The 13548-nt window shown below is 67.4% G+C and carries 16 protein-coding genes; 12 read left to right on the top strand and 4 right to left on the bottom strand.

The window, feature by feature from the left end; translation table 11 throughout:
- The first annotated feature begins 175 nt into the window (after positions 1-175).
- The 6 genes from QSJ18_RS09030 to purD all read left to right on the top strand — a co-directional run bounded on the left by QSJ18_RS09030 (position 176) and on the right by purD (position 5705).
- Positions 176-415, top strand: coding sequence for a hypothetical protein (locus QSJ18_RS09030; protein WP_286326053.1), 240 nt, complete (start codon positions 176-178; stop codon positions 413-415).
- Positions 416-465: 50 nt separating this feature from the next.
- Positions 466-1104, top strand: a complete 639-nt coding sequence (locus tag QSJ18_RS09025) for a flavodoxin family protein (RefSeq protein WP_286326052.1) — start codon at positions 466-468, stop codon at positions 1102-1104.
- Positions 1097-1510, top strand: a complete 414-nt coding sequence (locus tag QSJ18_RS09020; RefSeq protein WP_286326051.1) for a nuclear transport factor 2 family protein — start codon at positions 1097-1099, stop codon at positions 1508-1510. Before QSJ18_RS09025 ends, QSJ18_RS09020 begins: the two co-directional genes overlap by 8 nt.
- A gap of 110 nt (positions 1511-1620) precedes the next feature.
- The gene (locus QSJ18_RS09015; RefSeq protein ID WP_286326050.1) at positions 1621-3078 is read left to right on the top strand and encodes a catalase; all 1458 of its coding nucleotides are present in this window, start codon (positions 1621-1623) and stop codon (positions 3076-3078) included.
- A gap of 79 nt (positions 3079-3157) precedes the next feature.
- On the top strand, positions 3158-4393 hold the full coding sequence (locus tag QSJ18_RS09010) for a low temperature requirement protein A (RefSeq protein WP_286326049.1): 1236 nt from the start codon (positions 3158-3160) through the stop codon (positions 4391-4393).
- A gap of 58 nt (positions 4394-4451) precedes the next feature.
- A complete protein-coding gene (purD, locus tag QSJ18_RS09005) occupies positions 4452-5705 on the top strand; it encodes a phosphoribosylamine--glycine ligase (protein ID WP_286326048.1) in 1254 nt (417 codons plus the stop codon).
- A gap of 30 nt (positions 5706-5735) precedes the next feature.
- Here the strand turns inward: purD and QSJ18_RS09000 are convergent, their stop codons facing one another.
- From QSJ18_RS09000 to QSJ18_RS08985, 4 genes are all read right to left on the bottom strand, one after another.
- A complete protein-coding gene (locus tag QSJ18_RS09000; RefSeq protein WP_286326047.1) occupies positions 5736-6692 on the bottom strand; it encodes an alpha/beta hydrolase in 957 nt (318 codons plus the stop codon).
- Positions 6693-6784: 92 nt separating this feature from the next.
- The gene (locus QSJ18_RS08995; RefSeq protein WP_286326046.1) at positions 6785-7183 is read right to left on the bottom strand and encodes a DUF302 domain-containing protein; all 399 of its coding nucleotides are present in this window, start codon (positions 7181-7183) and stop codon (positions 6785-6787) included.
- Between the two features lie 45 nt (positions 7184-7228).
- Positions 7229-7507: a metal-sensitive transcriptional regulator gene (locus tag QSJ18_RS08990; RefSeq protein ID WP_286326045.1), complete on the bottom strand. Its 279-nt coding sequence runs from the start codon at positions 7505-7507 to the stop codon at positions 7229-7231.
- A gap of 127 nt (positions 7508-7634) precedes the next feature.
- Positions 7635-8366, bottom strand: coding sequence for a DUF6882 domain-containing protein (locus QSJ18_RS08985; protein WP_286326043.1), 732 nt, complete (start codon positions 8364-8366; stop codon positions 7635-7637).
- 189 nt (positions 8367-8555) lie between these two features.
- Between QSJ18_RS08985 and QSJ18_RS08980 the strand changes: the two genes are divergently transcribed.
- The 6 genes from QSJ18_RS08980 (at position 8556) to QSJ18_RS08955 (ending at position 13534) form a co-directional block, all read left to right on the top strand.
- Positions 8556-9149 carry a TetR/AcrR family transcriptional regulator gene (locus QSJ18_RS08980; protein ID WP_286326041.1) on the top strand — a complete coding sequence of 198 codons (594 nt, stop codon included), beginning with the start codon at positions 8556-8558 and terminating at the stop codon, positions 9147-9149.
- A 185-nt stretch (positions 9150-9334) separates the two neighbouring features.
- On the top strand, positions 9335-9688 hold the full coding sequence (locus tag QSJ18_RS08975; protein WP_462476033.1) for a hypothetical protein: 354 nt from the start codon (positions 9335-9337) through the stop codon (positions 9686-9688).
- A 117-nt stretch (positions 9689-9805) separates the two neighbouring features.
- Positions 9806-10717, top strand: coding sequence for an ABC transporter permease (locus QSJ18_RS08970; protein WP_462476027.1), 912 nt, complete (start codon positions 9806-9808; stop codon positions 10715-10717).
- A 2-nt stretch (positions 10718-10719) separates the two neighbouring features.
- The gene (locus QSJ18_RS08965) at positions 10720-11538 is read left to right on the top strand and encodes an ABC transporter ATP-binding protein (RefSeq protein ID WP_286326039.1); all 819 of its coding nucleotides are present in this window, start codon (positions 10720-10722) and stop codon (positions 11536-11538) included.
- Positions 11535-13163: an FAD-dependent oxidoreductase gene (locus tag QSJ18_RS08960; RefSeq protein ID WP_286326038.1), complete on the top strand. Its 1629-nt coding sequence runs from the start codon at positions 11535-11537 to the stop codon at positions 13161-13163. The genes QSJ18_RS08965 and QSJ18_RS08960 overlap by 4 nt, the downstream gene beginning before the upstream one ends.
- Positions 13160-13534 carry a 4Fe-4S dicluster domain-containing protein gene (locus QSJ18_RS08955; RefSeq protein ID WP_286326037.1) on the top strand — a complete coding sequence of 125 codons (375 nt, stop codon included), beginning with the start codon at positions 13160-13162 and terminating at the stop codon, positions 13532-13534. Before QSJ18_RS08960 ends, QSJ18_RS08955 begins: the two co-directional genes overlap by 4 nt.
- The last annotated feature ends 14 nt before the right edge of the window (positions 13535-13548 follow it).

Genomic DNA, 13548 nt, shown 5'->3' with positions numbered 1-13548 from the left:
GATCGGCGCAGCCGCACCTGTCCTTTCGGTATGGGTTGTCGGGCCGTGCCAAGCCTAACAATCATCCCAACTGGTTGGTTGGACAGCGCGCCCCGGCTGTGCGACCATCGACAATGAACCAACCATCTGGTTGGTTGGTTACGGCGGGGTGTCGCGACTGGAGGCAGGGGGATCGATGTCCGAGTCTGGGATGGCTGCGCCGCAGGTATCGAAACATGTACGTGCGCTGATCATCTGGATCGCGGTCTACCCGACGATCACCGTGCTGATGCTGGCGCTGCGGCCGTGGGTCTCGGACTTGCCTCTGCCGCTGGCCACTCTCGTCCTCACCGGTGTCGTGGTGCCGGTCGCGGCGTACGGGATCATCCCGGTTCTGCTCCGGGTCGCCGCGTCGATCCTGGGGCGTAGCCAATGACCGAAGCAACTGCCAAACAGTCGAAATATCTTGAAGGGGAACGATATACGATGACCTGTCAACCGAAGATCGTCATTGGATTCACCTCGGGGGCGGGGCATACCGAGGTGCTCGCGCGGGCGGTCGCCGACGGTGCGATCGAGCGGGGAGCCCGGGTCGCCCTGGTGCGGGTCGACGAACTCGCCGACTCCGACTGGGCGACACTCGACGACGCGGACGCCATCATCTTCGGTTCGCCGACCTATATGGGCACCGCGTCGGCAGCCTTCCACGCATTCGCGGAGTCGACGAGTCGCCGGTGGCTGGAACAACGCTGGCGCGACAAGCTCGCGGCCGGATTCACCAACTCGGCATGTAAGGCCGGGGACAAACACTCGACCCTCGCGTACTTCGCGACGCTCGCCGCGCAGCATCAGATGAACTGGATCAACCTCGGGCTACACCCGGGGTGGCACACCACCGCTGAATCCGAGGACGACCTCAATCGCCTCGGCTACTTCACCGGGGCGACCGCCGCGACCTGCGCGGACTTGCCCGTGGACGCCGTTCACCACGCCGACATCGCCACCGCCGCCTTCCTCGGCGGCCGGGTCGCCGAGCAGGCGGCGATTTTCCTGACCGGGCGTGCGGCTCTCGCCGACACCCACCCAGAAGTGACCCAAGAATGGAAGGAACCAGAACATGTCTGAGCACACCACCCCGGCCACTGAGGTCGTGGATTCGTTCTTTGCCAACTTCGGTGCCGGGGACACCGACGCGCTACTCGATCTGTTCGCCGACGATGCCGATTTCCGGGTGAACGGCGCCGACACCGTGCCCTGGTCCGGGACTCGTTCCGGCCGTGCCGAGATCGGTGAGTTCTTCGACGTTTTGGGGAAGGTGCTGACGCCGCCCGAGTTGTTCGAGGTGACCGGGCGGGTGGCGGACGCGGGCGACGTGGTCGTCTTCGCTCGGGCGGTCTTCGGGGTGCGGGCCACCGGAAAGACCTTCGACAACGCCTACGCCCTCCACTTCGGCGTCGATGACGGGCGGATCGTCCGCTACCACATGTACGAGGACAGCCACGCGATCGCGGAGGCGTTCGTCGCCGACTGAGTGCCAGGTGTCGCCGATGGTCGGCGGTGATGTGTGCGCCGGAGCGGTTCTGGGTACGCCCCCAGGGACCTGACCGATCCACGCGGGCCCACCTGGGCTGGGAGGCGAGCATGACCGACGAGAATCTGTACACGACACGAGACTCGGGAGCGCCGGCGGGCAGCGACGAACACTCGCTGACCGTCGGCGCGGGCGGGCCGATCGTGCTGCACGACCACTATCTGATCGAGCAGATGGCCCAGTTCAACCGTGAACGTATCCCCGAACGCCAGCCGCACGCGAAAGGCAGCGGGGCTTTCGGAACCTTCGAGACCACCGAGGACGTCAGCGCATACACCTGCGCCCAGCTCTTCCAGCCGGGGGTGAAAACCGATATGGCGGCGCGCTTCTCGACGGTGGCCGGTGAGCGCGGCAGTCCCGACACCTGGCGCGATCCGCGGGGCTTCGCGCTGAAGTTCTATACCGACGAGGGTATCTACGACATGGTCGGCAACAACACGCCGGTCTTCTTCATCAAGGATCCGTTGAAGTTTCAGCACTTCATCCGGTCCCAGAAGAGGCGCGCCGACAACAATCTCCGCGACCACGACATGCAGTGGGACTTCTGGACGCTGTCACCCGAATCCGCCCATCAGGTCACCTGGCTGATGGGTGATCGGGGCATCCCGAAGACGTGGCGTCACATGAACGGGTACAGCTCGCACACCTATCTCTGGGTCAACGCTCAGGGGGTGAAGCATTGGGTCAAATACCACTTCATCTCCGACCAGGGTGTCGAATGCTTCACTCAACACGAAGCCGATCAGATGGCGTCGGTGGATACCGATTTCCACACCCGGGATCTGTTCGAGAACATCGCCGCCGGTGGCCGGCCGAGCTGGACCCTCAAGGTGCAGCTGATGCCCTTCGACGATGCGACCTCCTACCGATTCAATCCGTTCGATCTGACCAAGGTGTGGCCGCATGGTGACTATCCATTGCGCGAGGTCGGACGAATGACGTTGCACACCAACCCGACCGACAATCACGCACAGATCGAGCAACTTGCCTTCGAACCCAACAACGTGGTGCCAGGCATCGGATTCAGCCCGGATCGGATGCTGCTGGGCCGCGTATTCGCCTATGCCGACGCGCATCGTGCGCGACTCGGCGCGAACTACAAACAGATCCCGGTGAACACGCCGCGCAACGAGGTGCGCAGTTACTCTAAGGACGGGGCGATGCGTATCAAGCCGGTACGCGACCCGGTGTACGCGCCGAATTCGAAGGGCGGTCCGTCGGCGACCTTCGCAGGTCAGGCCGAGCCTCAGTGGGCCGCGGACGGGGACATCGTGCGCAGCGCCTACGTCGACCATCCTGCGGACGACGACTGGACACAGCCGGGCACGCTGGTCCGTGAGGTCTTCGACGAGGCGGCCCGGGAACGTTTCGTCGACAATGTGGTCGGCCATCTGCTCGACGGGGTGTCGGCGCCGGTGCTGGAACGGGCCTTCGAGTACTGGCACCGGGTGGACCCCGACATCGGGTCGCGCATCAAGATCGGCGTCGAGAAGGCCGCCGACAGCTGAGTGTGGCGCCGGGGGGCGACCGGCTCGGCGGCGGTGACAATCCGCGCGATTGCGACGTCACCGGGTTACCGTGACGCCCATGACGCATTCACTTGGGCATCGGCTCACGCCGATGACCGGTCGCGACCCGCACGAGTCGGGGCGGGTCGCGACCAATATGGAACTGTTCTACGACCTCGTCTTCGTCGTCGCATTCTCCATCGCGGGCACCCAGCTCACCAAGTATCTGGCCGACGGGCATTACTTCACCGCCATCGTCGGGTTCCTGGTGTGCACCTTCTCGGCGATCTGGGCGTGGATCAACTTCGCGTGGTTCGCGTCGGCCTTCGACACCGATGACTGGTTCTTCCGGATCGTCACCCTCGTGCAGATGATCGGTGTCGCGATCATCGCGGTCGGCATCCCGGATGTGTTCACCTCACTCGACGCCCACGAACACGTCGACAACCGGATCATGGTGATCGGTTACGTCGTGATGCGCGTGGGCATGGTGGCCCAGTGGTTGCGGGCCGCCCGGCAAAGCGAACGACATCGGCAGGCCTGCCTGATCTACGCCGGGATGACCTTGCTCGCCCAGGTGGTCTGGATCACGATCGTGGTCCTGGACATGTCGATCGCGCCGACCCTGATCGCAATGGCGGTCGGTGCCGGTATCGAGTTGCTCGGTCCGTTGCTGGGGGAGACCCGGTCGGGCGGACCCACCCCGTGGCATCCCCACCACATCGCCGAACGCTATGCGCTGCTGACCATCATCACCCTCGGTGAAGGGATCGTGGGCACGGTTACCGTGCTCGGCGTGCTCATCTCCGAACACGGCTGGTCCAGCGACACCATCGTGCTTGGCTTCTCCGCGATGGGGGTGACCTATGCGATGTGGTGGGCGTACTTCGTCGTACCGGTCGGCGACGCGCTGCACCACCACCGGGAGAAATGCTTCCCGTGGGGCTACGGGCACATCGTGATCTTCATGGCCGCCGCTTCGGTGGGGGCGGGGCTGCATGTGGCTGCCGTCTACCTCGAACACCATGCCCATATCGGGGAGGCCACCGTCGTCGCGACGGTCGCGATCCCGCTGGGCATCTACTGTCTGAGTCTCTTGGCGATGTACGACTATCTGCTGCCCTTCGACCCGCTGAGTGTGCTGCTCGGCGGCACCGTGGTGGCCATCCTCGGCCTCGCGGTATGGCTCACCGCGGCCGGTATCTCGGTGATGGTCGGGGTGGCGATCGCGGCGCTGGCGCCGGTGGCGATGGTGGTGATCGACGAAATATTCGGGGTGCAGCGCCGGGCGCAGGCCCTCGCGTCAGCGATGTAGGGCCATACGGGGTCGCCGCCCGCGTCGTACCGAAGTTCATCACGATAGAGTCGTGCTCGTGCGCGTACTCGTGATCGGCTCGGGCGGCCGCGAACATGCCCTGCTCATCGGACTTGCCAAGGACCCCTCGGTCACCGATCTGCACGTCGCCCCTGGCAACGCCGGTACGGCGTCGCTGGCCACCAACCATGCGGTCGACGTCGCCTCGGCCCCGGCAGTGGTCGCGCTGGCGCAGCAGGTCGCCGCCGACCTCGTCGTCATCGGCCCCGAGGTGCCGCTGGTCCTCGGCGTCGCGGACGCACTGCGCGAGGCCGGCATCGCGACCTTCGGTCCGGGTGCGCAGGCGGCGCAGATCGAGGGTTCCAAAGCATTCGCCAAGGACGTGATGGCGGCGGCAGGGGTGCGGACCGCGCACAGCGAGATCGTCGACAACCCGGCACAACTCGATGCCGCGCTGGATCGGTTCGGGCCGACCTGGGTGGTCAAGGACGACGGTCTGGCCGCCGGTAAGGGCGTGGTGGTGACAGCCGATCGGGCCGCCGCCCGCGACCATGCCGCCGAACTGCTGGAGACCGGACATCCAGTGCTGCTGGAGAGCTTCCTCGACGGCCCCGAGGTGTCCCTGTTCTCCTTCGTCGACGGCGAGACCGTGGTTCCGCTGATCCCGGCCCAGGACCATAAGCGTGTCGGCGACAATGACACCGGACCCAACACCGGTGGCATGGGTGCCTACACCCCGCTGCCGTGGCTACCCGACACCGTCACCGCGCAGATCATCGACGACGTCGTCAAGCCGGTGGCCGCCGAACTCGCGAAGCGGGGGACCCCGTTCTCCGGTCTGCTCTACGCCGGACTGGCGATCGGCAAGGACGGTCCGGCCGTCGTCGAGTTCAACTGCCGCTTCGGGGACCCGGAGACGCAGGCGGTGCTTGCATTGCTGAAATCGCCTCTGGGGCAGGCACTCAACGCCACTGCGACCGGCACTCTCGACCAGCTGCCACCGCTGGAATGGGCGGACGGCGCGGCGGTCACCGTCGTGGTCGCGGCGGAGAACTACCCGGGTACCCCGCGCACCGGGGATGCGATCGTCGGCGCCGACGCCGACGGCGTGCTACACGCGGGCACCAAACTCGACGCCGACGGAACGGTGCTGTCCTCGGGTGGCCGGGTGCTGGCCGTGGTCGGCACCGGTGTGGATCTGGCGGCCGCGCGTGCGCAGGCCTACGACCGCATCGCGGGCATCAAGCTGCCGGGATCGCATTTCCGTACCGACATCGGTAAGGCCGCCCTCGAAGGGCGCATCAGTCTCTGAGCCCGCGGCGTCACGAATCCTCGGCGCGGGTCACGCCAGGTTGCGGCCGAGGAATTCGATCTGCTCGGGCAGCACACTGCGCCAGTAGCGGTTGGTGTGTCCGCCGGGCGCGGTGCCGAAGGCCGCGGGCGGATGAAGTCCGGCCGCCCACTGCCGGGTGTAGGTGTAGAACTGATCGCTGGATCCGATGTTGATCAGCAGCGGGATGGGCCCGAAATCGCCCTGGGTACCGAACAGCGAATTGGCCTGGTAATCGCCGAGGCCGTCGAAGGCGCGGGGCGGGAAGTTGCGCGGATCCGCCCACAGCGCAGGCGAACTGACCGCGACGGCGGCCACGCGCGGCGCACCGAGCATGGTGGCCAGCCGGAGCGCGCCGTAGCCGCCCATCGACCAGCCGAACAGTCCGATCCGATCGGTGGACAGGTCCAGCTCGGGGTTGGAGGCGAGCATCGGCAGAAATTCGTCGAGCACCATCGCACCGGCGTCGGTGCCGTCGGTGCGACGGTGATAGTAGTTGCGGGCACCGTCGGCGCAGGCGATGGCGAAGGGTGCGTTTCCGGCGTCGACGTAGTCCTGGAGCACGGCCTGGATATCGAGCTTCGAGGTGAAGATCGACTTCTCGTTGGTGTTGAGGGCGTGGAGGACGACGACCACGGGCAGGCGGCCGGTGACCCCATTGGGGCGCACCACGGCCCACCGCGTCGGCCGGCCCATCATGCGCTGGCTGACGAAGCTGCCGGTGACCAGCGGCGGGCCCGCGCTGATCTGCGGCGGCGTGGTTTCCGGCGGGAGTTCGTCGTCGGCGGAGTTCTCCAGCTTGCGCGGCTCGACCTCGGTGGCCGACGAGGACTCGGCGCAGGCCGCGAGTCCGAGCATCGCGGCCGCCGCGCCGCCGGCCAGCACGGCACGCCGCGAGACCCGGGCAGGGGTGTGCTCGGGATCGGGTTCATTGCCGGTGGGTGCGGCGCTCGTCGGCTCAACGCTCATCGAGTCAATAGGGTACTGCGCGGCACGCGGTCGAAGCGAAACGAACCCCTCGGCCCTGCCCGGACGGCCGACACCGGCGCGGGCTGACGGTCTCAGGCGCCCAATGCGGCGATCGCGGCACGCAGTTTGGTCGCCGCGTCGGCGGCGACATCGCGCAGACCGGGCGCGTCGGTGACGGCGACCATGATGTCGGGATTCATCGCCTCGACGACGACGCTGCCCGATGTCGCGGTGTCGTCACGGACGATGACGTTGCACGGCAGCAACAGGCCGATCTGGCGGTCGACGCCGAGGGCTCGGTAGGCCAGCGCCGGATTGCAGGCGCCGAGGATGAGGTAGTTCTCGATATCGGCGTCGAGTTTGTTCTTCAGGGTGGTCGTCACGTCGATCTCGGTGAGAACCCCGAAACCCTGCTCGCCGAGGGCTGCTCGGGTGCGGGCGACCGCATCGTCGAAGGTGGTCTGCAGGCGGGTGGTGTAGCCGAGTTCCATGTCTTTACTCCTGGTCGGGTCGGATGTGTGTGCCCGGTGGTGCGGTCAGGCTAGTGCGAGGAACAACTTCTCCAGTTCGTCCTCGGTCATCGGTTCGCCGGTCGAGGCCTCGCCGCCGGGGCCGTCGGTCAGGCACTGGCGCAGACCGGTGGCGACGATCTTGAAACCGGCCCGGTCGAGTGCGCGGGACACCGCCGCCAACTGGGTGACCACGTCCTTGCAGTCGCGGCCCTGCTCGATCATCGAGATGACGCCGGCAAGCTGACCGTGGGCGCGCCGTAGCCGGTTGAGTACGACGGTGATCGCTTCTTCGTCGCCGACCATGGGTTGTCCTTCCTGCGGGCGCCACTACCTCCGCCAGTATACCCCAGGGGGTATCTGGTCGGCCTGGATGTGTCAAGCATCGGGGAAACAAGATCCGTCGCCTGCTCTCGACCGGCGGGACCGGGTCTCAGGAGGCGATGAGTTCGCAGCGATAGCCGCGCGGGCGACCCTTGCGGTCGAAGTCGATGTGGGCGCGTGAGGTGCCGTCGGTCAGCTCGCAGGTCGGGGACCGGCCGATGTCGTCGGCCGACCGCCAGGAGATGTGCCAGCCCAGCCGGGCGGCCATCCCATGCACCGCGACCCGGTGGTCGTTGACGGCGATGGCGTTCATGACGCCGGGCATCTTGGTGGCGAAGTCGGCGAAGGACGGTTCGGGCAGGCTGAAGTCGGTCAGCAGGTAGACCTGGCGGGTGCCGTCATCGAGCCGGACGGTGTAGTACGGGCTGACGCCGGTGCTCTGTACCGCGGCCGACCCGACGATATCGGCGGTCTCATCGAGATACTGGTCGACCTCGCCGGCGGAGAGGCGGACAGGCAGACTGACCGTCGGGTCGGTGAGCTCGTCGATACCGAGGTCCGAGCCGGTCTTGCGCAGCGCCGACGCGATACCGTCTCGCTGCCCGGCCGGATGCGCCCACCCCCAGGTGATCGCGTGGTCGTCGAGTATGGCGATCAGATCCGCGGCGGTGGTGATGCTTTGACCGCCTTCGGCGGAGAACGTCATCGTGGCGTGATCGGCGTCGGCTTCGACGCAATAGTCGCCCAGCTCATCGTCGAGGACGGTGGCCAGCGAATCCTGGCGGAGGAGGGCGTACAGCGCCGCGTAGTCGGCGACAGCATGCAACCCGTCGAACTTCATGTCGTCACGGTAGCGGCCCGACACAGCGATATCGCATAGTCGTCCAACGTCCGACTGACGCTGTGGCCAGTCGGCCATAACCGCTGGTCGATCCGGTCCTGCGGGGGTTATACGGCACGGCAATCGAGCATGCCGCGGCTTTCGTCAAAGCAACCCGGCACCTTGAGATGCTTTGGCAGCATGAACTGCATGACATCGGCGGCGACTCCGAAGGGAGCGCGTCGGCGGTCCCGTCTGATCGAGGCCGCCGGCGACTTGCTGCTCGAAGGCGGGTTCGATGCGGTCCGCCACCGTGCCGTCGCCGAACGCGCCGGACTGCCGCTCGCCTCGACCACCTACTACTTCGCCTCCCTCGACGATCTGATGGCCGAGGCTGCCGCCTACGTCTGCCGATTCGACGACGATGTGATCGCCGCGCGGACCGACGCCCTGCCGCGGCGTCGGCGCGGGAACTCCGCGACGGCGGGGGCGCTCGCAGAGGTGTTCGTCGGCGAGGACGTCTCGATACAGCAACTCGCCGCCCGGTACGAGACCATCGCGTTGGCGGCGCGCTACCCGCGGCTGCGCGTCGTGGTCGACAACCGATGGCAACTGTTGGCCAGGTGGCATTCCGATGTGCTGGACAAATCCGGGCGCCTGTCGGATCCGGCGCACGTGGGCCAGCTGATCGCGGTCGAGGATGGGGCTATCGTGCGGGCGCTCGGCCAGCCGTCGGTCAGTCCCTTCGCAGCGGTTCGCGACGCACTCAACGCGGTGGTCGGGGTCCTGGCGCCCAGTCACTGACCGGCCGGGTGCGGTGCCGAGGACGACGCCGCCCGGTGGAGTCCGCCCGAACCGCCGGTCCGGGCGGCGCGCAGATGACACGATGGGGTCCGGGTCACAGACGTCGAACGGTGGGGTGGGTGATGGTGGCGAACAAGCTGAACGCGAGGGGCCGGATCGGGGTGGTCGCGGCTGCCGCGTCGATCATGGTCGGGATCACGGCGATGGTGGGCGCCGGCGATGCGCAGGCCGCGCCCGCGGGTAAACCCAACGCCGGGGTGCCGCTGTCGTCGGTGGTGTACGGCACCGGCTGCACCTACCCGGTCACCATGGCGGTCAATTCCTCGGGGTGGGTCGCCTTCTATGAATACAAGCCCGGACTGCCACCGCGCTTCGTCGGCCGCGACCTGCCCGACGGTGCGCTGGCCACCATCACCTGGGTTCCCCGCTACATCGGTGAGAAGTATCTGTACGGGATGCAGAACGGTGTGAAGTCGCCGATGACGAAGGTCAGTGTGCGGCAGGGATACGGGTCGAACGGGTTGTGCTTCGGCATCTGAACCGGCCGCGGAGGCGCTCCGGATCACCGTGAATTCAACTCTGGGCGAAGGCTGTTCGGCACCCTAGTCTACGAGGCGTTCGGAGAATTCCCCCTCAGCGCTTCGGAGCAGATCCCGATGGTTTTGCAATTAGGGGCCGACGGCTCGTCCGCACCGGTAAAGCCTGCGCCCGCCACCTTGTCGGCACCGAAAGCAACGGTGCCCGTTGATCATTCGTCGACGGATGGACATGCTGTCGGTCGACGGCGGCCGGACTCCTCGGCTGTCGTCGCGACCTCGCTGCGATTGCTTCGCCGGTCACTCGGGCTGATCCTGGTGGTCGTCATCTGGCAGCTCGGTGCTCGTTCCTGGCTCGGCCCGACGACACCGGCACCGACGGAGGTCCTCGATGCCGGGTGGGAGCTGATCCGCACCGGGGAACTCGCCGAGCATCTGGCCGCTTCCACGCGGCGGGTCGGGATCGGGCTGGCCATCGGTCTCACCACCGGCCTTCTCCTCGGTCTGGCGGCCGGATTGATCAGGGTGGCAGAAGATCTGATCAACGCTCCGGTCCAGGTGCTGCGCATGATGCCCGCGGTCGCGCTGGTCCCGGTGTTCATCATCTGGTTCGGCATCGACGACACCTTCAAGATCGCGCTCATCGCGATCGCCCCGATCTTCCCGATGTACATCAACGTCTTCGCCGGCATCCGCAACGTCGACAAGAAGCTGATCGAGGCGGCCGAATCGCTGGATCTCACACGTTGGGAGATGCTGCGGTACATCCTGCTGCCCGGTGCGCTCCCGCAAACCTTCGTCGGGCTGCGGCAGGCGCTGGGAATCGGATGGCTGGTGCTCGTGGTGGCCGAGATGCAGACCACCACGGTGGGGCTCGGTTTCCTGATGAACGATGCCAAGGAGTACCTCCGTACCGACCAGATCTTCCTGGTCCTGGTGGTCTACGCGATCCTCGGGCTGGTGACCGATCTGGCGGTCCGGCTGCTGGAGAAGCGATTCCTCGGTTGGCGCAACGGATTCGAGGGCCGGTGACGATGACCGCATCACCCACGGTGACCACCCCGGCGTCGGGGACCGTCGCCGACAGCCGCGAGGTCCGCGTCCGTGGCGTCGGACGGCGCTTCGCCGGCCGCGACGTCCTGCGCGCGGTCGACCTCACCATCGAACCCGGTGGCTTCGTCGCACTGCTCGGTGCCAGCGGATCGGGTAAGAGCACCCTGCTGCGCGCCATCGGCGGCCTGGACGACGGCTACACCGGAACCATCGACGCGCCGCGACCACTGGCGGTGGCCTTTCAGGAACATCGGCTGGTGCCTTGGCTTCCGGTGTGGCGCAACGTCGCACTCGGTCTCCGGGGTCCGTCACCGCGAGCCCGCGCCATCGCGGCGCTCGCCGAAGTCGGGTTGAGCGACAAGGAAGATGTCTGGCCGTCGACGCTCTCCGGTGGCGAATCGCAGCGCGTGGCCCTGGCCAGGGCGCTGGTCCGCGAGCCCGAACTGCTACTGCTCGACGAACCGTTCGGGGCACTCGACGCCCTGACCCGGCTCAACGCGCAGGCACTCGTGGAGGAACTCTGGCGCCGGCACCGTCCGTCGACGTTGCTGGTCACCCATGACGTGGAAGAGGCTCTGCTGCTGGCCGATCGGGCGCTGGTGCTGCGCGACGGCCGGATCGCGGTGGAGATCTCGATCGACCTGCCCCGGCCGCGGCAGGTCACCGATCCCGAGTTCGTCGCACTGCGCGGACAACTCCTCGGTGCGCTCGGCGTCGGGCCGGGTGGCGCAGGCGCGACGACCGACCACCCGACCCCCGACGCTCCGACGACCCCAACACTTCCGGGAGGTGCGGCATGACCGACACTCTGACCCTGACCACCGACGTACTGATCATCGGCGGCGGACCCGCGGCGACCTGGGCGGCCATCGCCGCCCGCGATCGGGGCGCCGAGGTCGTCATGGTGGACAAGGGGTACTGCGGGACATCGGGGACGACCGCTCCGGCCGGTACCGGAGTCTGGTACGTGGCTCCCGATCCCGCCGCCCGGGCCGAGGCCAAGGCCGACCGGGAGAAGCTCGGTGGCCATCTCGCCGACCACGACTGGATGGATCGGGTCCTCGACCAGACCTACGTGAATATGAATCGGCTCGGTGACGAGGGACGGTATCCGTTCCCGCGCGACGACGCCGGTGCGCAGATCCGGACCGGTGTACAGGGGCCGGAGTACATGCGCCGGATGCGGGCGTGGGTGCAGCGGCGCGGGGTGGTCATCCTGGATCACTCCCCGGCGCTGGAGCTACTCGTCGACGCCGGCGGTCGGGTCGCCGGTGCGGCCGGTCACCGGCGGCAGACGGGTCAGGACTATCGGATCACCGCCGGTGCGACGGTCGTGGCAACCGGGGGCTGTGCGTTCCTGTCGCGTGCGCTGGGTACCAACGTCGACACCGGCGACGGTGCACTGATGGCCGCCGAGGTCGGCGCCCACTTCTCCGGGATGGAATTCGCCAACGCCTATGCGATCGTGCCCAAGGGGTCCACGGTCACCAAGACCGCCTATTACGGCTATGCCACCTTCTTCCACGCCGACGGTCGGGTTGTCCAGGGCGCCGGCTCGATGAAGGGGCGATCGGTGATCGCGCGAACCTTGTTGTCGGAAAAGGTGTATGCGCAGCTAGACCGAGCCGACGAGCAGACCGCCGCCCAGATGCGTCTCGGACAGCCGAACTTCTTCCTGCAGTTCGACCGGCGTGGAATCGACCCGTTCACCCAGCGTTTCGAGGTGGACCTACTGGCCGAGGGCACGGTGCGTGGCACCGGCGGGATCAACGTCGTCGACGACGATTGCTGGACCGGCGTACCCGGACTGTACGCGGCAGGCGACGCGGCCACCCGCGAGCGGATCTGTGGCGGGTTCACCGGTGGTGGCAGCCACAATTCGGCGTGGGCGATGTCCTCGGGTAGCTTCGCCGGTATCGGTGCGGCGGCGGATGCGCGGGCAGCCGGGCGGCCCGGCCACCCCGAGGTGCACGGCGCCGGACGCGTCGGGTTGGGCTCAGGTCTCCGTGCCGCACCGCCCGACGAGGTGGTGCGTGCTGCCCAGGACGAACTCCTGCCCTTCGACAAGAACTATCTTCGCCACGGCACGCGGCTGCGTGCGGCTCGCGAGAGTCTCGACACCCTGTGGGCCGATCTGTCGGCGTCGGACTTCGGTGCGGCCGATCCGCTCGGCCGGATCCGTGCCCGGCAGGCGGCGGCGATCACCGCCGTCGGACGATGGATCTATCATTCGTCGCTGGCGCGCACGGAATCCCGTGGGATGAGTAAGCGGGAGGACTACCCGGACCTCGATCCCGCGCAGCATGGACATCTGCTTGCCGCCGGCCTCGACGAGGTCACCGTGCGTACCGGAGATCTGCTGCCGCGCAGCGGTGCCGACGCGCGAGCGACGGCGGGCGAGCTGATCGGGGGTCGGGTCGCATGATCGAGCTGGTCATCGCCGACGCCTGCATCGGCTGCGACAAATGTGTGGCGGCCTGCCCGACCAACGTCTTCGACTCCACCGAGAGCGGGATCCCGCTGATCGCACGGCAATCGGACTGCCAGACATGTTTCATGTGCGAGGCCTACTGTCCGGTCGATGCCCTGTACGTCAGCCCGCAGTCGACCCCGGTATCCGACGCCGACTACCGGCCACCCGCCGAACTGGTCGGCAGCTATCGGGAGCGACTGGGCTGGGGTAAGGGTCGCGTGCCCGGCACGCTGACCGCGATCGGCCCGATGATCCCGCACGGCACCCCGCCACCCCGGCTGGTCGGCCGCATCCCGGCCGGCGAGTCGCTGCCCGCCGACTGAACTCCCTGTCCGCC

The sequence above is a fragment of the Gordonia heveisoli genome (genome assembly GCF_030315745.1).
In the GTDB taxonomy this organism is placed as follows: Bacteria; Actinomycetota; Actinomycetes; order Mycobacteriales; family Mycobacteriaceae; genus Gordonia.
Note: the sequence above shows the minus strand (reverse complement) of the source record. Positions and strands in the feature narration are given on the sequence as shown.

Bases quoted from the DNA above. Each gene is read 5' to 3' on its own strand.
- QSJ18_RS09030 (WP_286326053.1), top strand. From the start codon at position 176: ATGTCCGAGTCTGGGATGGCTGCGCCGCAGGTATCGAAACATGTACGT.
- QSJ18_RS09025 (WP_286326052.1), top strand. From the start codon at position 466: ATGACCTGTCAACCGAAGATCGTCATTGGATTCACCTCGGGGGCGGGG.
- QSJ18_RS09020 (WP_286326051.1), top strand. From the start codon at position 1,097: ATGTCTGAGCACACCACCCCGGCCACTGAGGTCGTGGATTCGTTCTTT.
- QSJ18_RS09015 (WP_286326050.1), top strand. From the start codon at position 1,621: ATGACCGACGAGAATCTGTACACGACACGAGACTCGGGAGCGCCGGCG.
- QSJ18_RS09010 (WP_286326049.1), top strand. From the start codon at position 3,158: ATGACGCATTCACTTGGGCATCGGCTCACGCCGATGACCGGTCGCGAC.
- QSJ18_RS09000 (WP_286326047.1), bottom strand. From the start codon at position 6,692: ATGAGCGTTGAGCCGACGAGCGCCGCACCCACCGGCAATGAACCCGAT.
- QSJ18_RS08995 (WP_286326046.1), bottom strand. From the start codon at position 7,183: ATGGAACTCGGCTACACCACCCGCCTGCAGACCACCTTCGACGATGCG.
- QSJ18_RS08990 (WP_286326045.1), bottom strand. From the start codon at position 7,507: ATGGTCGGCGACGAAGAAGCGATCACCGTCGTACTCAACCGGCTACGG.
- QSJ18_RS08985 (WP_286326043.1), bottom strand. From the start codon at position 8,366: ATGAAGTTCGACGGGTTGCATGCTGTCGCCGACTACGCGGCGCTGTAC.
- QSJ18_RS08980 (WP_286326041.1), top strand. From the start codon at position 8,556: ATGACATCGGCGGCGACTCCGAAGGGAGCGCGTCGGCGGTCCCGTCTG.
- QSJ18_RS08975 (WP_462476033.1), top strand. From the start codon at position 9,335: ATGGTCGGGATCACGGCGATGGTGGGCGCCGGCGATGCGCAGGCCGCG.
- QSJ18_RS08970 (WP_462476027.1), top strand. From the start codon at position 9,806: ATGGTTTTGCAATTAGGGGCCGACGGCTCGTCCGCACCGGTAAAGCCT.
- QSJ18_RS08965 (WP_286326039.1), top strand. From the start codon at position 10,720: ATGACCGCATCACCCACGGTGACCACCCCGGCGTCGGGGACCGTCGCC.
- QSJ18_RS08960 (WP_286326038.1), top strand. From the start codon at position 11,535: ATGACCGACACTCTGACCCTGACCACCGACGTACTGATCATCGGCGGC.
- QSJ18_RS08955 (WP_286326037.1), top strand. From the start codon at position 13,160: ATGATCGAGCTGGTCATCGCCGACGCCTGCATCGGCTGCGACAAATGT.